24 protein-coding genes are annotated in these 22,578 nt (G+C 41.4%); 19 read left to right on the forward strand and 5 right to left on the reverse strand.

Going from position 1 to position 22,578, the window contains the following annotated elements; genetic code table 11:
- Positions 1-7 precede the first annotated feature (7 nt).
- The 4 genes from ACSBL2_RS12185 (at position 8) to ACSBL2_RS12200 (ending at position 5,081) form a co-directional block, all read left to right on the forward strand.
- A complete protein-coding gene (locus ACSBL2_RS12185) occupies positions 8-1,237 on the forward strand; it encodes a DUF4876 domain-containing protein (RefSeq protein ID WP_442591976.1) in 1,230 nt (409 codons plus the stop codon).
- Positions 1,238-1,274: 37 nt separating this feature from the next.
- A complete protein-coding gene (locus tag ACSBL2_RS12190) occupies positions 1,275-2,849 on the forward strand; it encodes a DUF6850 family outer membrane beta-barrel protein (RefSeq protein ID WP_442591977.1) in 1,575 nt (524 codons plus the stop codon).
- Between the two features lie 203 nt (positions 2,850-3,052).
- Complete coding sequence (locus ACSBL2_RS12195) at positions 3,053-3,919, forward strand: hypothetical protein (protein ID WP_442591978.1); 867 nt, start codon at positions 3,053-3,055, stop codon at positions 3,917-3,919.
- Entirely contained in the window at positions 3,906-5,081 is a 1,176-nt protein-coding gene (locus ACSBL2_RS12200) for an APC family permease (protein ID WP_442591979.1), read from the forward strand. The genes ACSBL2_RS12195 and ACSBL2_RS12200 overlap by 14 nt, the downstream gene beginning before the upstream one ends.
- A gap of 55 nt (positions 5,082-5,136) precedes the next feature.
- Here the strand turns inward: ACSBL2_RS12200 and ACSBL2_RS12205 are convergent, their stop codons facing one another.
- Both ACSBL2_RS12205 and ACSBL2_RS12210 read right to left on the reverse strand, forming a co-directional pair.
- Complete coding sequence (locus tag ACSBL2_RS12205) at positions 5,137-6,024, reverse strand: DMT family transporter (RefSeq protein WP_442591980.1); 888 nt, start codon at positions 6,022-6,024, stop codon at positions 5,137-5,139.
- Positions 6,025-6,123: 99 nt separating this feature from the next.
- Positions 6,124-6,654, reverse strand: a complete 531-nt coding sequence (locus ACSBL2_RS12210; protein WP_442591981.1) for a GNAT family N-acetyltransferase — start codon at positions 6,652-6,654, stop codon at positions 6,124-6,126.
- 158 nt (positions 6,655-6,812) lie between these two features.
- Here ACSBL2_RS12210 and ACSBL2_RS12215 point away from each other — a divergent pair, with 158 nt between their 5' ends.
- Positions 6,813-7,676, forward strand: a complete 864-nt coding sequence (locus tag ACSBL2_RS12215; RefSeq protein ID WP_442591982.1) for a LysR family transcriptional regulator — start codon at positions 6,813-6,815, stop codon at positions 7,674-7,676.
- A 198-nt stretch (positions 7,677-7,874) separates the two neighbouring features.
- The gene (locus tag ACSBL2_RS12220) at positions 7,875-9,377 is read left to right on the forward strand and encodes a family 43 glycosylhydrolase (RefSeq protein WP_442591983.1); all 1,503 of its coding nucleotides are present in this window, start codon (positions 7,875-7,877) and stop codon (positions 9,375-9,377) included.
- A 187-nt stretch (positions 9,378-9,564) separates the two neighbouring features.
- On the opposite strand, the gene ACSBL2_RS12225 is transcribed toward ACSBL2_RS12220, so the two are convergent.
- Together ACSBL2_RS12225 and ACSBL2_RS12230 are read right to left on the reverse strand one after the other, a co-directional pair.
- Entirely contained in the window at positions 9,565-11,508 is a 1,944-nt protein-coding gene (locus ACSBL2_RS12225; protein ID WP_442591984.1) for a heavy metal translocating P-type ATPase, read from the reverse strand.
- A gap of 17 nt (positions 11,509-11,525) precedes the next feature.
- The gene (locus tag ACSBL2_RS12230; protein WP_442591985.1) at positions 11,526-11,750 is read right to left on the reverse strand and encodes a hypothetical protein; all 225 of its coding nucleotides are present in this window, start codon (positions 11,748-11,750) and stop codon (positions 11,526-11,528) included.
- A gap of 60 nt (positions 11,751-11,810) precedes the next feature.
- On the opposite strand from ACSBL2_RS12230, the gene ACSBL2_RS12235 reads away from it, so the two are divergent.
- The 11 genes from ACSBL2_RS12235 (at position 11,811) to ACSBL2_RS12285 (ending at position 19,973) form a co-directional block, all read left to right on the forward strand.
- Positions 11,811-12,143: a YnfA family protein gene (locus tag ACSBL2_RS12235; RefSeq protein ID WP_442591986.1), complete on the forward strand. Its 333-nt coding sequence runs from the start codon at positions 11,811-11,813 to the stop codon at positions 12,141-12,143.
- 28 nt (positions 12,144-12,171) lie between these two features.
- Positions 12,172-12,639 (forward strand): AAA family ATPase, encoded by a 468-nt coding sequence (locus ACSBL2_RS12240; RefSeq protein ID WP_442591987.1) that lies wholly within the window; start codon positions 12,172-12,174, stop codon positions 12,637-12,639.
- A gap of 243 nt (positions 12,640-12,882) precedes the next feature.
- Positions 12,883-13,926, forward strand: coding sequence for a serine hydrolase domain-containing protein (locus ACSBL2_RS12245; protein WP_442591988.1), 1,044 nt, complete (start codon positions 12,883-12,885; stop codon positions 13,924-13,926).
- 394 nt (positions 13,927-14,320) lie between these two features.
- The gene (locus ACSBL2_RS12250; RefSeq protein WP_442591989.1) at positions 14,321-14,731 is read left to right on the forward strand and encodes a putative quinol monooxygenase; all 411 of its coding nucleotides are present in this window, start codon (positions 14,321-14,323) and stop codon (positions 14,729-14,731) included.
- A gap of 122 nt (positions 14,732-14,853) precedes the next feature.
- On the forward strand, positions 14,854-15,567 hold the full coding sequence (locus tag ACSBL2_RS12255) for a HoxN/HupN/NixA family nickel/cobalt transporter (RefSeq protein WP_442591990.1): 714 nt from the start codon (positions 14,854-14,856) through the stop codon (positions 15,565-15,567).
- A gap of 71 nt (positions 15,568-15,638) precedes the next feature.
- Positions 15,639-16,097: a GNAT family N-acetyltransferase gene (locus ACSBL2_RS12260; RefSeq protein WP_442591991.1), complete on the forward strand. Its 459-nt coding sequence runs from the start codon at positions 15,639-15,641 to the stop codon at positions 16,095-16,097.
- Positions 16,098-16,293: 196 nt separating this feature from the next.
- Positions 16,294-16,863 (forward strand): RNA polymerase sigma factor, encoded by a 570-nt coding sequence (locus ACSBL2_RS12265; protein ID WP_442591992.1) that lies wholly within the window; start codon positions 16,294-16,296, stop codon positions 16,861-16,863.
- A gap of 20 nt (positions 16,864-16,883) precedes the next feature.
- Positions 16,884-17,225 (forward strand): hypothetical protein, encoded by a 342-nt coding sequence (locus ACSBL2_RS12270; RefSeq protein WP_442591993.1) that lies wholly within the window; start codon positions 16,884-16,886, stop codon positions 17,223-17,225.
- 20 nt (positions 17,226-17,245) lie between these two features.
- Positions 17,246-17,476, forward strand: a complete 231-nt coding sequence (locus ACSBL2_RS12275; RefSeq protein ID WP_442591994.1) for a hypothetical protein — start codon at positions 17,246-17,248, stop codon at positions 17,474-17,476.
- Between the two features lie 429 nt (positions 17,477-17,905).
- Positions 17,906-18,589 (forward strand): porin family protein, encoded by a 684-nt coding sequence (locus ACSBL2_RS12280; protein WP_442591995.1) that lies wholly within the window; start codon positions 17,906-17,908, stop codon positions 18,587-18,589.
- Between the two features lie 304 nt (positions 18,590-18,893).
- On the forward strand, positions 18,894-19,973 hold the full coding sequence (locus ACSBL2_RS12285) for a calcium:proton antiporter (protein ID WP_442591996.1): 1,080 nt from the start codon (positions 18,894-18,896) through the stop codon (positions 19,971-19,973).
- Positions 19,974-20,117: 144 nt separating this feature from the next.
- Here ACSBL2_RS12285 and ACSBL2_RS12290 read toward each other — a convergent pair whose 3' ends face one another.
- Complete coding sequence (locus ACSBL2_RS12290; RefSeq protein ID WP_442591997.1) at positions 20,118-20,732, reverse strand: GIN domain-containing protein; 615 nt, start codon at positions 20,730-20,732, stop codon at positions 20,118-20,120.
- A gap of 300 nt (positions 20,733-21,032) precedes the next feature.
- Here ACSBL2_RS12290 and ACSBL2_RS12295 point away from each other — a divergent pair, with 300 nt between their 5' ends.
- Positions 21,033-21,401 (forward strand): BlaI/MecI/CopY family transcriptional regulator, encoded by a 369-nt coding sequence (locus ACSBL2_RS12295; protein WP_442591998.1) that lies wholly within the window; start codon positions 21,033-21,035, stop codon positions 21,399-21,401.
- A 4-nt stretch (positions 21,402-21,405) separates the two neighbouring features.
- On the forward strand, positions 21,406-22,521 hold the full coding sequence (locus tag ACSBL2_RS12300; RefSeq protein ID WP_442591999.1) for an energy transducer TonB: 1,116 nt from the start codon (positions 21,406-21,408) through the stop codon (positions 22,519-22,521).
- The last annotated feature ends 57 nt before the right edge of the window (positions 22,522-22,578 follow it).

The following is a 22,578-nucleotide window of genomic DNA, read 5'->3' on the forward strand; positions in this document are numbered from 1 at the left end:
GCGCATAATGAAATCATTTAACATACTCTTCTTTCTTCTTTTCCTGATTGCTGCAGGGTGCAAAAAAATAAATAGCGCCGGTGATGCAGACCGGGTAGGGCAATATGCCATTGAGGTGACTGCACCTTCATTGGTGACAGGGATCAGCCACACAGCGGGTTTAAAAATTGTCCTGGAAAACTTTGCTGAGGGATTTAGGCTGGAGAAAACTTTAACCGCAAATGCCACTGAAATCAAGGGGCTTATTCCCGGGATCTATAGCATTAACATATCCGGCAGGATGACAGCAGAAAATGGCGATTCCTATTACCTGAATGGCAGTAAGATCAACTATGCCATTGTCAGGAATGGGGAATCCCTGGAAATTCCGGTCAGCGGATTAAAAGTCAGCCCCCTGGTTTTTAGTGAAATATTCTACGCGGGTACCACGCCGTTTTATTTCAGGAACCAGTTCTATGAAATATACAACAATTCAGATGAGGTCATCTATCTTGACGGAATCCACTTTGCCAATTTAACCCCTACAAAGGCGACCACTACATTGCCTTTATGGCCTGCAGAAGACCAGGGGAAATATGCATATGCTGAACGTGTGTGGAAGATCCCCGGAACAGGCAAAGACTATCCGCTGGCACCGGGGGAGTCGTTTGTGATCTCACAGTTTGCAGCCAATCACCAGTTGCCGCAATACAACCCTGCTTCCCCAATTGATGGTTCTTCATCGGAATTTGAATTCAATATGAACAATGCCAATTTTCCTGACCAGCCAGCGGAAGACATTCTGCATGTTTTCTTTAATGGCAGCGCATCCAAAGGCACAAGTCCACAATACCTGACCTCTGTTTTTGGTGGGGCCTATGTTATTTTTAAAGTGCCTGAAGGGGAGACTTATGATCCGGTGAACAATCCCCGGCTGCAAACAAAAAATCTGGCATCCACTGCGGCAACACTCTACGCAAAGGTGCCAATCGGCTATGTTTTGGACGGTGTGGAAGCTGGTGACAATGAAAATACAATCGCTGCAAAACGGATGCCTTCTGTTTTAGATGCGGGGATGACCTATGTCGGGGCAACTTATAATTCCCTGGGGGTAGCACGTAAGGTAGGGGCGACCAATGCAGATGGAACTCCGATTCTAACGGACACAAACAATAGTACCGAAGATTTCGAGAGAGGGCTGATCCCTAAATTCAGGAGGCATGGATCGAAAATGCCTTCATGGAATCCGACCAGATAAGCGACACAATTTTTGATTAATGACTAAAAGAAATTCCATGATGAATTACCTATTCCATCCCTATAAATTATATATATCACTATTTTTAATCCTTTGTTCACACCTTGCTGATGCCCAGATGGACCCGTTGAATACTACTCCGGCAGCCATGGAACTGCTTCAGCAAAATAGCCTCTGGAACAGTTCCGGAAATGCAGCAGGCTTGCAGTTTGACAAGCCTTTCCGGTATGCTGAATTGAGCACAGGATATGAATTCTATAAAGGGAATTTCCATCGTCCGCAAGAAGGCGAATCCGGTAACCGTCAAATGGTGAATACGGCTGGCAACCTGTTTTTAAAGGGTTATTATTTAACAGGTAGCTTTAATTATAGCCGGGAAAATATAAAAGGCGCAAACTTCAATTCCTCTATTATTGACCCCTTTAGGGGAATGCCTTATATCATTGCCGACCTTAACCCAAGTGACTGGAAGAACCAGCATTATGATTTACAGTTTAAGATAGCCACACCCAATTTTAATGACCGGTGGTCATTTGGACTGGAAGGAAATTACAGTGTGGCCAGCGGGGCTAAACAGCGGGATATAAGGGCAGAGAATACCTATTACGCCCTGAGTGTGGCACCTGCAGTGCTGTACTCACCTGCAAAAAAACACCATTTGGGATTGAGCCTGAACTACAGTAACCTTAAAGAAGAGTCTGCAATGAGGAATGTGAATACCTACATCGACCAGTCTTACTATGAATTGCTGGGTTTGGGAACTGCCGTGGGGTATATTGGCAGCGGACGGTCAAACAACTATACGGGTGATGGAGTTGGTGCCGGGTTTCAATACCAGTATCAGGGAGACATCGCCATCTTTTTTAATGCGGATTACAAGGCGGAGGCAGAGGATGTTCAGGTTTCATTTGCTGTTCCCAGGGATGGTGGTTCTGTGTTGCGCCATATCTGGAACTCCAGGCTTGCCTTTCAAAAGCAGGGGGACAAGCTTTCCCAGCTCCTGACGTTGAAATATGATCACCGCAATATGGATGGAATCCAATACATCACTCAGCGGGATAATTCCTCTGCCCAGCAAGGTTGGGTAAGTTTATTGAAAAATGTTCGCTCTACCTATGCGGTGCAGCATGCAGCTGCAGATTATCGCCTGGTTATAAATGCCCGGAATAAAAATGAATTCTCCTGGAAAATCGACGCAGGAATGGTTTATGAAAAGTTTGATGATGAATATCTCCTGCCCAATAGCCAGAAACAAATAGAAAATCTATTGCTCAGCCTGAGTGCAAAAAAGAATCTCTTGTTGTCTGACCTGAAGAATAAACGTTTGTTAATTGGCCTGGAACTAGGTTTTAAGAATAATATTTCCGGAAATTATCACTATAATGGAGCCCATGCTGATGATGCTATTGTTACTGGCCTGGAGCAAAATGATTTCAATTATCTGAGTTCAGACTATATATCCGGAGGTATTCCAATCGTTTATTCTCAACAGCTGAAAGAGCAGGGGAAAACCAGCCTTTTTGCAAAAGCAAATGTACGATATATCCATACCAACAATTTCAATTACAGGGAACGCCTTTCAACAGGGATTAGCCTTGGCTGCAATTTTTAATCGTCTATACCTACTCTTAATATATGCTAATGAACCCATCATGAGCCTACCGCTTACAAACAGCAATGAATAGGCACATGATAGCTTCATCACCTTTAAAAAACAATTATATGCTAATGAACCCATCATGAGCCTACCGCTTACAAACAGCAATGAATAGGCACATGATAGCTTCATCACCTTTAAAAAACAATTATATACTAATGAAACATTCAAAAAACCTGCTTTTTATCCTCCTTATTTTGATGGCTGGCTGTTCGCTGAACAATGAACTGCCCCTAAACAAAAAATCTCACGGAAATTACCATTCGCTCTCCGCTGAAGATAAGAAGGTTGCAGATACACTGCTTTTACGCATACTTGACAACGAAGGCTTATTCACGGTAATCAGCGGCCTAAAACCAATCAGCAGTGTAGCCAATCCCAGTTTTAAGATTGGAAGAAAGGATACCCTGGATGCGGGGAAACGCAATATTACCGATACGGCATCCCGGGATTATAAAAAACTGGTGCAATATCGCCGCATAGTGGATGTGCTGCAGTTTGGAGACCTTAAATTGGTCATGACCCCTTTCAAAATGGCGGAGAAAGGCCAGCGGATCATGCAGATCAATGTGTACCGTCAGCAGCTGGTTGATTCCTTGCTGTCGGCTAACACGCAGTTCTACGGCCAATTTGGTTTTGTGCCCGGCACAGATGGACAATTGCTGATCAATACCACAGAATATGAAAATAAATACGACCGCTTCAGGTCTTATGGTTATCTATTTGGTTACCCTGAACATGCCGTTACTTTTTTTGCGGAGGCAAGTATCAGCAATGACCGGGACGGAAAATTTGTGAAAAGGGATTTTTACCATATTCCGGTCTACAGTGCTGCCCAGGGACATTTTGTGTATGCTTTGCCAAAAGATACCCAACCGGGAAAAACAGATGCGCTGATTCATGACCGCGCCGCTTTTGCACTCGACTACTATAAAAAGATACGGCCCACCTATACCAGAAAAGATGGAACGGTAAGGGCTTACGATTTACTGCAAAAATTAATTACCGGTAGTGATAAAAAGTAAAATTGGTTTTTACACGGCAACAGCTTTGGTTGTTGCCAGTATGATTGGTACTGGAGTCTTTACCAGCCTTGGCTTCCAATCCGGCTCCCTTCCATCTGTAACCGTTTTATTGTTGCTTTGGCTGGTGGGGGGACTGTTGGCCATTTGCGGCGGATTGAGTTATGTAGAACTTTCAAGGTTATACCCTGGTTCAGGAGGGGAGTACCATTATATCAAACAGGCATTTCATCCCCTGATGGCTAAGGTGGCAGGGCTTGTATCAATTTTTGCAGGATTTACCGCTCCGATTGCCCTTGCAGCGATGGCTTTTGGATTTTATCTCCATCAGCTCCTTCCTTTTGTTGATGCAAGATTAGCCGCAGCAGTATTGGTGACTATAGTAGCTGTATTTCATTGTTTTACATTGAAACTGGCCAGTGGTTTCCAACTGGTCAGTACCAGCCTAAAACTGTTGCTGCTATTCATCTTTATTCTTTTTGGACTATGGAATGAAAAAAGCCATTTAGATTTTAAGTTTGATTCCAGGGAAGTGAAGATGTTGTTTAGCTCGGATTTTCTCTCTTCACTGGTTTATGTCTCTTTCGCCTACTCAGGCTGGAATGCCAGTACCTATATTTTCAGTGAGATTAAAGATCCCCAAAAGAATATCAGGAGATCGGTGATCATAGGAACCCTCCTGGTTACGCTGCTTTACCTGTTACTAAACCTTGTCTTTCTCAAAGTTTTACCCATTGTAAACATCACCGGAATTGTAGAAATCGGAGCACTGGCTGCCAAAAGTATTTTCGGTGAAGCTGGAGGCACAATTATTTCTGGGATGATCAGTTTATTGCTGGTTTCTACCGTGAGTGCACTGGTATGGGTAGGGCCAAGGATCATCATGAAGATTGGAAAAGATGAGTCTGTTAAATGGCTCTCAAAGACGTCGCCAACAGGTGTACCCTTACGTGCAAATGTTGTTCAGTATTTAATGGTAATCATATTTATCGTTACCGGTTCTTTTAAGGATATCCTGGGTTACGCAAGTATATGTCTGAATGTCTGCTCCTGTATCGCTATAGCTGCACTGTTCTTAAATTATGGGAAGATTAATAAGTTGAGCCTCATACCGGCAACAATTTTCATCATCGTTTCCCTTTTTAGCTCGTATTATCTCCTTTAGGTGAAGACATTCACCTAAAGGAGATTTTTAGACTCTGCTGGTTATGATTTATTCCTCAGCTAAGGAATTTTTTTAAAGAAAAGACCTTATTGGTGAGCTTCAATTCCGAGATAAGTGTAGCCACAAAGATCAAACAGCCACCAATGAGCAGTCGGTAGCTAAAACCTTCGCCCAGGATAAAGAATGCAGCGATGGCGCCGAATACAGGTTCAAAAAGATAAATGATTGCTATTCTTTCTGCACTGATATATTGCTGGGAAATGTTGGAGATGGTGTACATATAGGCTGTAGAAAATAACGCGCAAAAGAGGATCCCCATCCAAAAGGTATTGCTTTCAGGCTTCCAGTCTGCCCCGCTATCTGATAAGGCCATGATAAAAGTGAGCAAAGTACAGGTGGCAAACATGGGCACAATGGTATAAATGAGATGGGTAGTTGCAGACTTTTTTTCCACCTGAATGAGATAGAAAGCAAAGCCGAATGCCCCGGTGAGCGTATACACGTCGCCCAGGCCAACTTTGAAATCGTCTTTAATGGAGATGACAAAAAGGCCAATCAGCGAAACAGCTGCTGCGACCCATATTTTTGCAGGAACGGCAGTCCGGTAAAAAAGCAGCTTTAATACCGGAATAATCACCACGCACATCCCCGCAATGAAAGCACATTGCGAAGCCGAAGTATGTTTGATTCCCAGGGTTTGCATGTAGATACCGAAAACCAGGGGGATGGCTAAACCAGCACCCGCCCTGATCGACTGCCGGTCCATCTGCTTGAAATAACGTAAAAAAATAATTGACAGCACACAGGTAGCCGCCAGAAAACGGTAGAACAGAAAGATAGAGGAGGAATAATGGCCTATAGCCAATTTGGTTACCGAAAATGAAATTCCCCAAAAAGCGGTACCCAGGACCAGCAGTAACAAAAAGATGTTTTTTTTCTCCATTATATATATTTAAAATCCTTGATGAGTATTTGTATGCTGCAGTCTTGAGGTATGATCAATTTAAAACTGTTAGCTTCCGGTAAGCTGTCTGGTTGACGTCTAAGGCGCTGGAATGAATACTTTTTTCATCATGATATCGATTTGCTTGTCGTCACCGAGCATGAAGATGTGCTGATCAAATTCTACAAAGCCGTTCTTTTGATAAAAACGAATGGCTTTGTGATTGTTTTCCCATACGCCAAGCCACACATAATGGGATTGCAATTCTTCGGCTAGCTGCATGGCCTTGTCCACCAGCAGTTGGCCAACCTTTTTGCCATGATAAGTTGCCAGCACATAAATACGTTCAATTTCCAATCCCTTTTCGTCCTGCAATTCTGTCTGTGCCTGGCCTACATTGATTTTAAGGTAGCCAATTACCTGTCCTTCCGCCCATGCGAGGTAAAAATGGGAAGCGGCATTGTTCACTTCCTTTACAAGCTTCTCCAATGAAAATCCCTTCTCCAGGTAGTCGGCCATGTTTTTTTCGCTGTTGTTATGCGAAAAGGTTTCCGCAAAGGTTTGCCTCCCAATTTGTTGTAATGCCTCGATGTCTTTAAGGGTAAGTTTCACTACCGCTATATTTTCCATTTGTATTGTTGTTTTGTTGATTGTTATTTTGTGTTGATTTAATAGTAAACGGTACCCATTATTGCGCCTCTTTAGGATCTGGTTCGGGGGCAAAGATAGAGGAACATTTAATGCAATAAAATGCTATTTTGTCATTGATTAATGTATATATTGCATCAATGGATATCCAACAGATCAAATATTTCCTGGCCTTGGCAGAAGAACTGCACTTCTGGAAAACCGCGGGAAAAATGAACATTACGCAATCTGCATTGAGTCGTCATATTCAGGCTTTAGAGCGGGAATTAGGGGTGCAGCTCTTTGAACGTGACAAGCGAAATGTAAAGCTGACTGCGGCAGGGGAGTTTCTCAAAGATAAATGGGAAGTTGAAATCAATAAGCTGAATTTTATACATCAGTCGGCGCGCCAGATCCAGTTGGGCGAAAGCGGCACGATCAGGATATCCTATCCTGACTCGATATCCGCATCTATTTTACCCGGTATTTTACAAAACATTTCCAGTGCATTTCCTATGCTCAGGATTGAACTGATACAGCTGGGTTATGAAAGTCAGCAGGAATATTTATTGAACTACAAGGTAGATCTTATCTTAACCAGGGATATCACTACAGATAAGGCGCTCAGTTCACGTAAGATCCATACCGAACAGCTATGTATTGTGGTAGCCGAACAACATGCTTTCAGGAGTGTGGATGACCTGTCGGCAGCTAGACTTTCGGAGCAGAAGTTTATTGTTACTCCTGATGGCAACAGTAGCAGCTACAACCAACTCATTCATCAGGTCTTTACGACCTATGGGATTGTTCCCCATATCTTCCTGTATTGCGAATTCGGCTCGACTATTCTTGCCTTAGTCAGAAAAGGCCTGGGTATCTCTATATTGCCCAATTCTTATCAGCAGCATGAAGTACCTGGAGTCAGGTTTATCCAGCTTCCTTTCCAGACTGACCTGTTCCTGAACTGGCGTACCGATGATATTAATCCGGTATTGACCAATGTTTTAAAGCTGATTCTGAACTAATTGGTTGGTAGTGTAGTGGAATCTTCAGACTGGCAGGTACTGTCTCAGTAAACGACCATCTGGCAACAGCGGAATCGGGAAAAGACATTGCTGATATAGAAACGGTTAACATTCCAGCCCTTAATTGTTAACATTTCAACCACATGCCTTAAAACAAACCCGCCTATTTTTGGGCTAAGACATTCAGCCATATCTACAATGAAGCAAAAGCTCTGTATTCTGATCCTTTTCCTCAGCATTAGCTTTTCTGCTCCGGGGCAGCGGGTTAACATTGCCCGAGATTCTTCAGCCCATCTGATTTTTGCCGGCGATTATCCGGATCCGAGCATTTTAGTCGATGGCAGTGACTATTATATTGTTCATTCCTCCTTCGATTACTATCCTGGTTTGCTGATCTGGCATTCGAAAGATCTGGTGAACTGGAAACCTCTTGTCAATGCCCTGCATACCTATGTTGGTTCTGTCTGGGCACCGGATCTGCTGAGATATAAGGATAAATATTATATTTATTTCCCTGCTAACCAAACAAACTATGTCATCACAGCTGATCAAATCGGTGGCCCCTGGAGCGAGCCGGTCGATCTGAAAATCGGAAATATTGATCCCGGGCATGTGGCAGATTCAGAAGGAAGAAGGTATCTGTATTTCAGTAATGGGGGATATGTTCGTCTGGCTGATGACGGGCTATCGGTAATGGGAGAATTGCAGCATTCTTATGATGGCTGGGCTATTCCCAAAAGCTGGAGTATTGAATGCTTTTGTATGGAAGGCCCTAAAATAGTAAAGCATGGGGAGTATTATTATTTAACGGTCGCTGAAGGTGGAACTGCGGGGCCGGCTACAGGGCATATGGTCATTTCAGCACGATCCAGATCACCCTTAGGTCCATGGGAAAATTCTCCTTATAACCCTGTCATCAGGGCAAAATCGGCTTCCGAAAGATGGTGGTCGAAAGGCCATGCTACGCCATTTAAGGATATTGCCGGTAACTGGTGGATCGTGTTTCACGCTTATGAAAATGGTTTTTATAACATGGGGAGACAGACCTTGCTTCAGGCGATGGAGTGGACGCCAGACGGATGGTTCAGAACAAAGTCGCCATTAAAAGCGGATGAAAAGTTGATTAGGCAATCAGTGGCTGCACCAACTACTGCATTTACCTGGAGTGATCCTTTTAATGAGCGTAAATTGAAACCCCAATGGAAGTTTTTTGGAGCATATGATACGGCAAGATTCGTGATGACCGGAAGCGGGATCAAAATCAGGGGGAAGGGAAGTTCTGTAGGAAATAGTGCTCCGCTGTTAACCATCCCTTCTGACCATTCTTACTCGGTTCAGGTGGAGCTGGAGATAGAGGGTGAAGGAACGGGTGGATTGGTCCTGTTTTATAACCAGACTGCGTATTCGGGTATTTTAGCTGATAAGGAAAATATTCTTACCAATCTCAGAGGATGGCAGTTCATAACGGAGGAAAAGGCGATTAAAAGGCACACCTTCCTCAGGCTGGAAAATCTAAATCATACGGTTAATATGTTTTACAGCAGGGATGGGAAAAATTGGATGAAAACCGAAAATTCTGCAGAAGTATCGGCCTTACATCATAATGTGCTCGGTGGCTTTTTAAGTTTAAGAATAGGTTTATGTGCTATGGGTGAGGGAAGCGTAAAATTCAGGAACTTTACATACCAGGCAATCAATTAGCCAGCCCTTGCCTCCCTTATAGCATTTAACTAAATACCTTTTCGTAGGCCCGCCTGGCACTTCCGCGGAAATAAACTTCCCCGCAATATTGAAAACCATTTTTTTCGAAAACCTTCATCATGGCCCGGTTATCAAAGTTTGTGTCAGCTTTGATGATATGCTACTAATCAGTTCACTTTTATCGTTTCTAGTTGAGCACCATCCTTTGTATTCTTATGGCATTAAGTATAGCCAGTAAGGCAACACCAACATCGGCAATAACGGCTTCCCATAGGTTAGCCACACCACCTGCTCCAAGTGCCAGCACAATAATTTTTACCACCATAGCCAGTATGATATTCTGCCATACGATGCGTTTGGTGATCCTTCCGGCATGAATGGCAGCAATGATCTTAGAGGGCTGATCATTTTGTATGACAATATCAGCCGTTTCAATGGTTGCGTCACTTCCCAATCCGCCCATGGCAATACCTGCATCTGCAAGGGCGACAACAGGCGCGTCATTTATGCCATCACCGGCAAAAGCGATTTTCCTGCCTTTATCTTTAAGTTGTTGTACCAGTTCAACTTTCCCATCAGGCAATAGGTCACCGTAAGCCCGGTCAATGCCCAGTAAGTTTGCTGCCTTGGTGACCACGGCATTTTTATCTCCTGATAACAGGACCGTCTGAATATAGAGTTCATGCATCTTTTCAATAGCTAGTTTGGCATCTTCTTTCAGTTCGTCGGCTATGGTGAGGTATCCTGTGTATTTACCATCTACAGCAAGCACCACAACAGTATCTGCCAGCTGGTCAATTTCAGTGGGATAGGGGATGTTAAATTTGACCAGCAGCTTTGCATTTCCGACCAGCACCTGTTTACCCGCTATGATCGCCTTTAGACCGTGTCCCGCTATTTCCTGAACATCATTAGCCTTAAGATCATTTAACCGGTCAGTGGCATAAGCTACTATTGCTTTTGCAATTGGATGGCTGGAGTTTTGCTCAACGGCAACTACAATCCTGATCAGATCATCCTTACTGATTCCATTGGTTACTATCTCCTGGACCTTAAATACACCTTTTGTTAAGGTCCCGGTTTTATCCATTACAATCGTATCGATAGTCGTAATAACATCCAGAAAATTGGATCCTTTAAAGAGGATGCCATTACGTGAGGCCAGTCCGATACCACCAAAATAACCCAGCGGTATGGACACCACTAAAGCACAGGGGCAGCTGATCACCAGGAAAACCAATGACCGGTAAAACCACTGCTGGAAGTCGTAGGTCTCTGAAAAGAAGTAAGGAACAAAACATACCAGTACAGCAAGGGCAAAGACAATAGGGGTATAAATTTTCGCAAAACGGCTGATAAAAAGTTGCGTTCTGGATTTACGGGCAGTGGCATCCTGAACCATTTCCAGAATCTTACTCAGCTTGCTGTCTTTGAACAGAGCTGTTACCTGTATCTCTGATACTTTGTCCAGATTGATCATTCCAGCTAAAACAGTTTCGCCTTTTCGTTTGGTATCCGGCTTACTTTCCCCGGTAAGTGCTGCGGTGTTGTAGGAAGCAACATCTGATACGAGTATCCCGTCGAGAGCTACTTTTTCTCCGGATTTGATGCGTATCACTTCAGCTATTTTAACCGCTGCGGGATCAACTGTTACAGCTTCGCCATTCCTGACTACAGTAACTGTATCCGGCCTTACATCAAGCAAGGCCTTGATACTTCTTTTTGCACGGTCAACTGCGGCATCCTGGAACCATTCCCCAATAGAATAAAATACCATGACAGCCACACCTTCACTGTAAGAACCTATGCTGAAAGCACCTATAGTCGCAATACTCATCAGGAAAAACTCATTAAAGAAGTCCAGGTGTCTTGCCTTACGAAAAGCCAATCCAAGTACATTGTACCCGGAAAGCAGGTAAGTTGCCATATATACAATAAGTCCGTAAGGAGATGGAGCTTGGTAATGGAAACCAAACTCCAGTACCAACATCAGCAGAAGAATGAGCAAGGCTGACAGCAGCGGCCAATGGCCGGCCCAGTCTTGATGCTTATCATGACCAGGTGTTTTTTTGTTTTCCGGGGTAGCAGGAACCTGGTTCCTGCTACCTGTATCACAGCATGTTTCGCTCATCGTCTTTTATTTCAATATTAAAGCTTTATTTTTATTCCTCCATTGACAACAAATCCGTCGACCGGTGCATAAATATCACGGAAAACAGGGCTGGTTATACTTCCGGTATAGATGCTATCAAACTTAGTCTGGCGGGTATTGGTGAAATTCTCGAAATTTACAAAAATCGAAAAGCGCTCCCAAATCTTTTCTGCCATTAAGCCTGCAGTCCAGTAGCTTTTTCCGATAGCAATCAACTTCAACCCAGGAAATTTTATTGGGTTAAATTCGTTTCTTTGAAAACACAATTAAAATTAAGGAATATGGATATCATTAGGTCATTGTCAATCTTCATCCTTGCGGGGATTTGTGAAATTGGAGGAGGTTATCTGATTTGGTTATGGCTTAAAGAGGGGAAACCTTTGTGGTATGGAATAATCGGAGCTTTGGTCCTGATCGCATATGGAATTGTGGCGACATGGCAAACCGCAAATTTCGGACGCGTCTATGCCACTTATGGAGGGGTATTTATTGTATTGGCCTTATTATGGGCCTGGAAAGTTGATGGTTTTAAACCCGACAAATGGGATATTATTGGAGCTGCAATAGCGTTATTTGGCGCTTGCGTGATCATTTATATGCCACGTAGTGTTTAAGTTCATGTTTTGAATTAACGAATCACGGTTGGATTATATTCCATTTGAAACACCTGGATCGGAAGTTATGTTGATGAGCGGTTTGCCTGGTGCAGGAAAGGATGGCTATATTAAAGCGCATTACCATGATTGGCCGGTCATTTCATTGGATGGTATTCGTCAGGAAAGAGGGATTCTGCCAACAGATAAGGTGGGTAACGGGCGTGTGATACAGGAAGCAAAAGAAAGGGCAAGGGTTTTCCTGAGAAAGCAACAATCTTTTGTGTGGAATGCAACCAATATAACCTTTCAGCTGCGTATGCAACTGATTGATTTGTTCTTAACCTATAAAGCAAAAGTAAACATCGTGTATATTGAGGTGCCTTATCTTAGTTTGCACAATCAGAATAAAAACAGAGAGGATATAGTGCCTGCAGGAGTGTTAGATAAGTTGATTCGTAAACTAGAAGTACCTGCATTGTGGGAGGCACACAAAGTAATTTATCGAATTAGGTAGTTCAAGCCAGACAGGTTATAGTTCGAGAGAAGCATCGGGGATACCACCCCTCTTTATTGTAGCAAGTGTAAAGGGGGGGGGTATTTTAAGATATTTTTTTGTTAATATTTAGATAATGTGCAGGTTTAATTGCCGATAATTGTATCACTGGTACAGTATAATGAGAGTTTTATCTTTTATAGTTGTACCATATACCTGAAAATTGAATTTATCGTTGTTATTTTTCCATTCCGTTATTTATCCATGAAGCATTTTATATTTTCTTCTGCCTTCTTTTTAATCTTTTTATTTTCAGAATATAGTTTTTGTCAAATTAATTTGGGTCAGTCTGTTGATTCACTTATTCGGGTTACAAATCCCAGGTTTTTTAATGGAGTGATCCTGGTTTCAAAAAACGGTGAATCTATTTATGAAAAAACTCATGGATACAGTTCTTTAGTAAAAAAGATCAGCCTAAAGATGGAAGATCAGTTCCTTATTGGCTCTATAAGTAAGCAGTTTACTGCAACTTTAGTGCTAAGGGAAATACAGGCAGGGCATATACAAGCTCATCAAACTATCGGTCATTATTTACCAGATTTTAAACAGCGCTGGGCTGATTCGGTAACTGTTCAGCAACTGCTGAATCATACGTCGGGTATTATTCATTGGGATAACAATTTGGCTTATGAACCTGGAAGTAAGTTTTCATATTCGAATATTAACTATGCAATATTGGGTGCAATTATAGAAAAAACGTCAGGCCAAACCTATTCAGTGCTAACAGCAGACTTGTTTGAGCATTGCAAAATGAAATCTTCTACAGTCCCACCAGGTTCTGGCAGAAAAAGTAACCATAAAAAACTGGTAAAAGGTCATTCTGAATCCGGTAATAAAAAGTATGTGGAGGAAAATATATTAAATCTTTTGGATTCGCCAATGATGGGTGTACCTGCATCTGGTATGATTTCTACAGCTGGTGATCTTGCCAAATGGATGTCCTGTTTACATAACGGGGAGCTTTTAGCGGATAGCACCTACCAGATGATGATTAATCATGCTGTTATACGATCCCATAGGTGGGGAGAAGTTAAATATGCAGATGGTATTCAAGTAGATCACCTGGATGGTATTACAGAACTTAGTATGAGCGGATATGTACCTGGCTTTATTTCAACCATGATCTATTATCCGAAAACCAAAGTTAGTATCGTTATACTCGAGAACATATCTCCTTTATCCTCCGATATGAACAGGGTGTTTTACTTTCATGACCAGATAAGAAAAATGGTGAGAACCTCTTTTTAGTTCTGGTCAAAAAGCGGTATTGAGCATATTGGCAAAGCATTTATTTTTGGATGACTCGATTTTCAGAATCAGACCCTTACAGGGTATCTGATTGAACAATATGGTTAAAAACGATTATTCTTGTAGAAGTTTTTTTTAGTTTTAATGCACTGCAAATAGGACTTCGTAAACATCCAGTGAGGATTTTTGTTCAGAGATAAATAAGTGTACCATAGTTAATGGCTAAGTATGAATGATCTTATTTTACTTGCTCTTTTGTTGTCATTTGATGGAATACTCTACTGAATTACCTATTTTCGTTTAAAAAGCACTTTGCACACCTCACAAGCCAACGGCTGCCGTCAACCTGATATTACCTGTTGATCGTAGTAAGCATAGAATAATTTGAAATGATATGAAAAACAGGCATTTATTTTTAACAGCAGGTATTTTTATGATGATGTTCCTATCGGGATATTCCAGCGCCTCTGCACAACAGGACAACCGCAAAGTAAGGATTGCGAAGATTGAAGTCTTTCCGGAATATTTAGCGGAATATCGGTCTGCACTTGCGGAGCATGCAAAGATTGCTGTAGCGGTAGAGCCAGGCGTACTGGCCTTACAAGCGGTTTATGACAAATCAAATCCAACGCAGGTTACTGTTCTGGAAGTTTACGCCAGCGAAGAAGCCTATCAGGTACATTTAAAAACGCCACACTTTTTAAAATATAAAAATGGAACACTCAAAATGGTGAAATCACTGGAGCTGGTCGAGGTTGCTCCAATAGCTATTGCCATTAAGCCAATACTGACGAACAAACATTAAAAAAAGGTTAAAGTGTAGAAGAGTTGAAGTCAGTTGACAATTTTATAGGTGGAGAAAGTATACCTTTGAGGTTTAATCAAATTAATCCTTTCAGCTCAAAAGAATAGATCAATAACATCAACATGAATTTTCTTAACATCAGTCGCCCTCTTTTGGCGGGTATCCTGCATTCTTTTGAGCCGGACCATATTACAGCAGTCTCCGTTTTAGCCTCGGAACAGGCAATAAGAAAGAAAAAAATATCCTGGGGAGTCCTGTTCAGGGCTTCTCAATGGGCCCTGGGCCACTCTGTTACCTTACTTATTTTTGGGGGCATTGCACTTGCTTTTAAAGAATCCTTAAACCAGCACGTCACTCATATGTCTGAATGGGCGGAAATAGCCGTCGGACCAATTATGATTCTTTTGGGTATTAAGGCGATAAGAAGCAATTACAAGATGGATGAGCTGGTACGGCAAAATGAAGCAGCAGTGCATCACCATTCATCCACTCCTGCGGTTCATCTGCATGGAAAAAATGGGGAGGTCATTGAAATGAAGCCATTAACCCGTTCCTTCTGGGTAGGGATGGTACATGGACTGGCGGGAACAGGTGGAGCATTAACCACTGCACTGGTGATTAGCGCGTCAACCATCCAGGGGTCGATCATGGTGTTGGTTTTAGAATCTGTCGGGATCATTTTAACCATGGGGATTTACAGTTATGTCCTGATCTCCACAATGAGCAGATACCTCAAAAAAAAACGGATGGTCTTTAAATGGATAAATGGCATTGCCGGTTTAGGTTCTGCCACCATTGGATGTACATTGCTTTATCATGTACTCTCAGGAGCTTAGGTTTGAAAATAAGTAAACCTTTTCGGAATTATCTTTTATAATTAGATGTTTTCCTCGTTATATAGTGATATTTGATAGATCTTAGATCACTACACCACAGCAGAGGAACACCCATGGAGAAAGTAACCATCAAACAGATCCGCTATGATTTAACCTGGCAGGTTAGACATGAAGTCATGTACCCCGATTTTCCATTTGATCATATCAAACTGGAAAATGATCGGGAAGGGCTGCATTTTGGATTATACCTTGACCATCAGCTCACCTCTGTTGTCTCCCTTTTCCGGGAAGGAAACGATTACCAGTTCAGAAAATTTGCTACAAGGGCAATTGCCCAGGGCAGTGGTTACGGATCTTCATTATTGGCCCATTTGATCAATCATGTAAAAGAAAAAGGGGCGCTGAGGTTATGGTGTAATGCCAGGGTTTCTGCGGCTGGTTTTTATGAACGCTTTGGATTAGAAAAAACAGGTCCGGTTTTTATCAATGATGAGATTGATTTTGTAAGGATGGAGATCGATTGCCTCTAATGCTACCGTTTACCAGCAGCAATGAGCTCAGCGAAGCATTCTCCTAAACTGAAGGCGAAAATCAATAAGTACGCAGAAGAAATGTTTGAGGTATTTTCATAGCCGATAAAAAGAAAAGTGTTTATTGGAAAAAAAATGAAAATAGTTTAAAATGTTTCGCTCTGCTGGTCGTCTTCTTATTAAACAGCTTAATACTTTGAAAGCAGCATTCATGCCAGAAGACCAGAATAGTTACATTATACAAACCATAAAAGCATATGGGAAAAGCTTAATGGGATTTATTCGTAAGCGGGTGAAAAGCGATGCCGATGCCGAAGATATATTGCAGGATGTATGGTACCAGTTCAGCAATGTCATCAATGCACAGCCTATCGAACAAACCAGCGCCTGGTTGTACCGTGTTGCCAAAAATAAAATTCTTGACAAGCATAAAAAGCACGGGGAGAGTTTGCTTGACGATCTGTATCAAGTGGAAGAAAACGAAGAGACGGTAGATCTGATCAGTATATTGATGATTGAGGTCAACACACCTGAAACGGCCTACCTGAAAAATCTTTTCTGGGAACAATTGTTTCTTGCACTGGATGAATTGCCTGAAGAACAGAAACAGGTTTTCATCTGGCAGGAATTGGAAGACCTGTCGTTTGAAGAGATTTCTGAACGTACCGGTGTGAAATTCAACACCCTGGTTTCCAGAAAACGTTATGCAGTATTACACCTTCGTAAACGTCTGAAGCAGCTGTATAAAGAGATTATCGAATATTAAATTTATTAAAAACCGATTAAATGAGGTCCAGATTCAATAATAATAAGAAAAAATTCATCCTGATGCCTTTTGGTATTGCAGCTTTACTGGCTATCATCAGTTATGTAGTGATGCTGTTATGGAATAACTTACTGCCACAGATCCTGCATGTGGCACCCATTACATTCTGGCAGGCTATGGGAATCTTTATTTTGTGCAAACTGTTGTTTGGTTTTGGCAGGGGTGGTGGTGGCGCACCCTGGGGCCGTCACAGAATGGAAGAGCGGTTCAAAGGGATGACGCCGGAAGAAAAAGAGGAATTTAAGGAAAAAATGAAGCACAGACTTTGTGGCTGGAAAAGAAATCATTCAGAAAATAGCTAAGCATATAAAATTATCACGAGATGCATATCATTATATTCAAGACCAGTGTCGCTACCCTGCAGCAGGTAAGAAAGATTCAGTTGTTATTTAATCGTTTACCTTTAATTATCCAGAGTAATTTTGACCTGGAAGACAGTGACCGTATTCTGCGGATTGTAAGTAAGGAACTGCAACCCCAGGCGATTTGTAATTTATTGCAAACGGAAGGCTTCAACTGTGAAACGCTGGAATCTTTCGCTTACCCCCAATAATCAATTCATCGTGATAATGAAGAGATCGTAAAAAACCAATACTGCCAGAACTGATCAATATTGGTTTTTTACTCCCTTGCTGCTACAAATTTTAATTCATATTTACTACAGTTGCATTTATACGGAAAGGGGTACAGGTTTTTTGAGCACTAAAATCGTGTCACCAGTTCCTGTTGCATATTAATATCGTAGAATTGTTAAACTGAAAACTAAAGCCAGGACTTAGTCATTACTACTTGAGAAATCATTTCTTTTGGGTGAAACAACTGATCATCAGTGGGTATTGTAAATTATAGTTAAATATTGCTGAGTTTGTAATTGTAGGTTGTTGTCTAACTTATGTTTTTATAGTTAATGGTGTAACTAATTTCTGTTATTTGCATCTTAAGTGTAATTAATCGATTAATAAAACTATTTATTTATTTTAAAATGAAAAAACTAATATTTTCATTAGTTATGGTAGCGGGTGTAGGAATGAGTGCTTTTGCACAAAATGGTCCGGTTAAATTTGGTGTAAAAGCCGGAGCCACTTTTCCAAATTTTTCAATTTCTGGTCAGGACAGTGAAGATGATGCTAAAATGACGACTTCATTTTACATTGGTGGTACGGTTACTGTTCCTGTAAGTGATCGTTTTTCCTTACAGTCGGGTCTTTCATTTATCGGAAAAGGTACTGAATCTGATAATTTATCAGAATTTTCGGAAGATGGAATGTCTGTAACAGGAAAAGCAAAAATTAATCCTTTGTACCTGGAACTTCCTGTGAATGCCATCGTAAATTTTGAAGCTGGCAATGGAAAATTCTTTATTGGTGCCGGTCCTTATGTTGCAATGGGTATTGCAGGAAAAGTTAAGGTAACAGGATCTGCAACAGCAAATGGCAGTACAACAACAGCTACTGTAAAAGAGGATATAAAATTTGGTACCGGTGATGATGATCTTCTGAAAAGAGGTGATTTCGGCCTTAATTTCCTGGCGGGTTACGAACTTAACAACGGGTTTAATATCCAGGCAGGCTATGGTTTGGGATTGAGTAATTTGCTGAATGTGGATTCAAATATTGCGAGTATGAAAAATAGAGTGCTTTCAATTGGAGTAGGTTATTCTTTCTAATTTATTCATTGAAAGGGACAAGTTCAGCATGTTTCATTGTTGTATTTCGCAGCAAGATGATTCCCTTAAGTAAAAGAAAACGGCAATTTTCAATGCGAAAATTGCCGTTTTCTTTTGCTGTTTTTTTCGGAAGGAGCATTTGTAATGACTTGTCACCTGCTATTGTACTGACTTGTTAGCTTGTTATCAAAGGTACAGAGACAGCTGTGATTGGAACCGGTCTCTTCAGCCAAAAATGGGATCCCAGCCTTATATTTAAAACAGTACCGTACTTTCTCTGTTAGTTTATATAGGAACACTATATATGGATACAAAAATTACTCTCCCGAAATGGACAATGCTTATTCCTGCTGTAGGAATAATTGGTTATTTTCTTACTTACATGGATGACAGCATTTATTTAAAGATCGTGCTGGCATTTATTCTTATCGGAAGTGTACTGGCTTCTGTTCATCATGCAGAGGTGATTGCCCATAAAGTTGGTGAGCCTTTTGGGACCATTATTCTCGCTATTGCGATTACCACCATTGAGGTCGCACTGATTGTTTCCCTGATGCTCAGTGGAGGAGAGGGGGTAAGCGAACTGGCCAGGGATACTGTTTTTGCTGCCGTGATGATTATCATTACCGCCATCGTAGGTATTTGTCTGTTAAAAGGAGGCATCAAGTTCAAAGAGCAGCAATATAAACTTCATGGGGTCAATGCTGCACTGATTACCCTTATGGCGATCATGGTCATGACGTTAATCCTGCCAAATTTTACAGTCAGCGGCCCTGCTGGGGAATACACGGTAAATCAGTTGATTTTCGTTTCCGTGGTTTCCATTGTGCTGTACAGCGGATTTATTTTCGTTCAGACCGTGAGGCACAGAGATTATTTTCTGCCAAAAAATTCCAGCTCTGAAGATGAACATGCACCGGAACCAAATAAAAAAACAGCTACCGTCAGCTTACTGTTCCTGCTGGTCAGCCTGGGACTGGTGGTGTTGCTGGCCAAGTTTCTTTCCTATGATCTGGAACATATCGTATTGGATCTTGGCGCGCCAAAATCACTGGTGGGCGTAATCATCGCAGCAATTGTTTTGCTTCCTGAAGGTTTGGCTGCCTACCGGGCAGTGAGCTCAAACAGGCTTCAGACCAGTCTGAACCTGGCACTGGGTTCCGCTCTGGCGAGTATCGGCTTAACTATACCTGCTGTAGCTATAGTATCGATCATTAGTGGTATGCCACTGGTATTGGGAATCGATGCCAAGTCGATGATCCTGCTGATGCTTTCGATGTTAACCTTAATTTTCTCTCTTGCAACCGGCAGGACCAATGTGCAGCAGGGAGTGGTGTTACTGGTTATTTTTGCTTCCTACCTGTTTTACACTGTTGTGCCTTAAGGCAGCTATTGGGTGTCAAACCCAATTATACGATACATACCGTCACCCTATTAAAAAAAAATGCCCTCCCTGAATACAATCCGGAGGGCATTTAGAAGATGAATTTATCTGGTCAGGGGCATTCCTGATGGGTATCGTTATTGATTATTTGCTGATAGTGTCAGCATTTTTACTGTTATTAAGGGCAATTGCTTTTTCTGCAGGTTCATTCTCAGTGATAAGGGCGGCAAACTTTTCGGTGTTTACTGTAGCAATGCCCTCTGTTGTGCAAATGTGTTTCGCTGTATTTCCCAGCAGTTCTAAGTTTGCCTGCTGACTAACTAATGTATATAAACTTTCTGTTGTTGCTTTAATGCGTGCACGGGCGTCATCTTTTACGATCACCTGAAGATATTGAGTCAGGAATTTTCCAGAAGTTCTCACTCTTGCCTTATCTGAGGCATGAATGCGGTATATATCTTTCACATGAACGTATACGGTTACCGCATTTGTTTCCGAGGAATTTATGGTTAAGGTATTGCCTATCTGATGAAGTGAAACTTTTGCCAGGTCAAGATCATCAACGGTAATATAATCTCTCTTATCCTGTATCATCACCACCTGTGTGTTGCCTTTCACAATTACTTTTTTTATATCCGGATTAATGGATCCTGGATTCATCTCAACTGTGGCGGCTGAGGCTGTAAGGGTAAATACTGAGGCTAATAAAACGATAGCGACTGAAGTTGATTTTAATACGTTGTTGAATAAAGTTTTCATATCTTTTGAGTTTGTTGGGTTAAAATGTAATTTCTTAATTGTTTGTAGTTAAGACGTTGACACCCGGCAAACGTTTCAGCAGTTTTCTTTGTATTATACCACGTTGCTGTAATATCCGACCAACGCCCGGAATTTTTCGACCAATGGGGACCGAAGAATTAAAAAAGCTCTTGTCCTGGTATGGATAAGGAACCGTCTTCAGCTGTAAGTTATTGGTCAGGCGAAATGTAAAGGATCAAAAAGTGATAGATTAGTTGCTACAACTAATATTTTAGCTGATATTTGGGTATAAAAATAGTTATGGATATAAAAGACCTGACCAAAGTGGAGAGCCAGTTGATGCAAGTGCTTTGGGAATTAAAAAAAGCATTTGTTAAGGAAATTATCAATGAGTTACCTGAGCCCAAACCCGCGTATAGTACGGTTTCTACCATTATCAGAATTTTAGAAAGCAAGGGGGTCATAAGTTATGAGGCATTTGGTAAAACCCACCGTTATTATCCATTAATTACCAAAGAAGAATATATGCGCTATGAAGCCGATAAATTTCTTGGCAATTATTTTTCGAATTCGGTGCAGGATATGTTTTCATTTTTTGTCCGCGAAAAGAAAATCGATTTAAAAGATGCTGAACAACTGTTAAAAATGATTGATAAAATAAAGGACTAAACCAATGGAAATCCAGTTTTACTTTTTCTGGTCGAGTCTTTCGCTCGCCATATTTTATTTTTTTTATCTGATCTTCCTCAAGAGCGAAACCTTTTTTCTGTGGAACAGAATCTACCTGTTGTCGGCACTATGTATCTCATTAGTGCTTCCGCTGCTGGATTTCTCCGCACTCATTGCCCTGCCGGAAATGGAATTAATGGTTTTGACATTCCCGGCCTTTGGTAATGGAAAGCTGGAAATTGTAGCCGTAAATGAATTTAATTGGCTGGGTGCCATTTACTGGACTGGGGTAGTGCTTAGTGCAGCATTGTTTTTCATTAAACTTCTTGGCGTAAAAAAACGAATGAAATTACCAGTAAAGGGGAGTGCCTTTTCGTTTTGGAGGACAAAAGTGATCGACCGGGAACTGCCAGGTTTCGTGGCAATTGATGCGCATGAAAATGTCCATATCAAACAGTTTCATACACTGGATCTGTTGCTGATTGAATTGATGGGTATATTTTTTTGGTTCAATCCCCTGATCTATTGTTACCGGAACAGTTTAATGTTTATTCACGAATACCTGGCTGACGAATATGCCGCGGACTTTGCTGAAAGTAAAAAAGAATATGCACTGTTGCTGTTTCTGCATAATTTTAAAGCTGGATCAGCTTTGATCAATACCTTTTACAATTCATCTTCATTGGAAGCACGGATCAACATGCTGCAACGTGAAAAATCTAATGTCTATCGCAAATGGAAATATGCATTGTGCATGCCATTGATTGCTTTGATAACGGTTATATCTGCATTCAGTGCTTCAGACTTGGGTACTGAGGGCAGGAGCAAAATTAATAAAGCAGCCAATTTCCCGGGTGGGTTTGAAGCTTTTGGCAAATATGTGATTAAAACTGCGAGAAAAATTTCCAATAAGGATGGAAAGGTTCAGGTGAGTTTTATTGTTGAAACCAATGGAGAAGTTACCCATGAAAAAGTTCAAAATAGTTTGGATGCAGTAAGTGATGAAGAAGCATTAAGAGTAATTAAATCAAGTCCGAAATGGGAGCCGGCTTTACAGAATGGGAAAAAAGTACGCTCAGCTTATCAGGTAGGGATAAATTTTGTATCTGGTAATCAGTGAAATACGATTAATGATTAATTGTTTAGTTGTGAAATCTAATTATTTAGTTGTTTGACT

Origin of the sequence: Pedobacter sp. AW31-3R (assembly GCF_052180285.1) — a bacterium.
GTDB lineage: Bacteria > Bacteroidota > Bacteroidia > Sphingobacteriales > Sphingobacteriaceae > Pedobacter.

What these genes read in the sequence shown, in the direction of transcription:
- ACSBL2_RS12300 (WP_442591999.1), top strand. Translation starts at nt 21,406, where the DNA reads ATGGAAATCCAGTTTTACTTTTTCTGGTCGAGTCTTTCGCTCGCCATA.
- ACSBL2_RS12280 (WP_442591995.1), top strand. Translation starts at nt 17,906, where the DNA reads ATGAAAAAACTAATATTTTCATTAGTTATGGTAGCGGGTGTAGGAATG.
- ACSBL2_RS12255 (WP_442591990.1), top strand. Translation starts at nt 14,854, where the DNA reads ATGAATTTTCTTAACATCAGTCGCCCTCTTTTGGCGGGTATCCTGCAT.
- ACSBL2_RS12190 (WP_442591977.1), top strand. Translation starts at nt 1,275, where the DNA reads ATGATGAATTACCTATTCCATCCCTATAAATTATATATATCACTATTT.
- ACSBL2_RS12295 (WP_442591998.1), top strand. Translation starts at nt 21,033, where the DNA reads ATGGATATAAAAGACCTGACCAAAGTGGAGAGCCAGTTGATGCAAGTG.
- ACSBL2_RS12270 (WP_442591993.1), top strand. Translation starts at nt 16,884, where the DNA reads ATGAGGTCCAGATTCAATAATAATAAGAAAAAATTCATCCTGATGCCT.
- ACSBL2_RS12215 (WP_442591982.1), top strand. Translation starts at nt 6,813, where the DNA reads ATGGATATCCAACAGATCAAATATTTCCTGGCCTTGGCAGAAGAACTG.
- ACSBL2_RS12250 (WP_442591989.1), top strand. Translation starts at nt 14,321, where the DNA reads ATGAAAAACAGGCATTTATTTTTAACAGCAGGTATTTTTATGATGATG.
- ACSBL2_RS12205 (WP_442591980.1), bottom strand. Translation starts at nt 6,024, where the DNA reads ATGGAGAAAAAAAACATCTTTTTGTTACTGCTGGTCCTGGGTACCGCT.
- ACSBL2_RS12185 (WP_442591976.1), top strand. Translation starts at nt 8, where the DNA reads ATGAAATCATTTAACATACTCTTCTTTCTTCTTTTCCTGATTGCTGCA.
- ACSBL2_RS12210 (WP_442591981.1), bottom strand. Translation starts at nt 6,654, where the DNA reads ATGGAAAATATAGCGGTAGTGAAACTTACCCTTAAAGACATCGAGGCA.
- ACSBL2_RS12245 (WP_442591988.1), top strand. Translation starts at nt 12,883, where the DNA reads ATGAAGCATTTTATATTTTCTTCTGCCTTCTTTTTAATCTTTTTATTT.
- ACSBL2_RS12285 (WP_442591996.1), top strand. Translation starts at nt 18,894, where the DNA reads ATGGATACAAAAATTACTCTCCCGAAATGGACAATGCTTATTCCTGCT.
- ACSBL2_RS12220 (WP_442591983.1), top strand. Translation starts at nt 7,875, where the DNA reads ATGAAGCAAAAGCTCTGTATTCTGATCCTTTTCCTCAGCATTAGCTTT.
- ACSBL2_RS12290 (WP_442591997.1), bottom strand. Translation starts at nt 20,732, where the DNA reads ATGAAAACTTTATTCAACAACGTATTAAAATCAACTTCAGTCGCTATC.
- ACSBL2_RS12225 (WP_442591984.1), bottom strand. Translation starts at nt 11,508, where the DNA reads ATGAGCGAAACATGCTGTGATACAGGTAGCAGGAACCAGGTTCCTGCT.
- ACSBL2_RS12275 (WP_442591994.1), top strand. Translation starts at nt 17,246, where the DNA reads ATGCATATCATTATATTCAAGACCAGTGTCGCTACCCTGCAGCAGGTA.
- ACSBL2_RS12195 (WP_442591978.1), top strand. Translation starts at nt 3,053, where the DNA reads ATGAAACATTCAAAAAACCTGCTTTTTATCCTCCTTATTTTGATGGCT.
- ACSBL2_RS12235 (WP_442591986.1), top strand. Translation starts at nt 11,811, where the DNA reads ATGGATATCATTAGGTCATTGTCAATCTTCATCCTTGCGGGGATTTGT.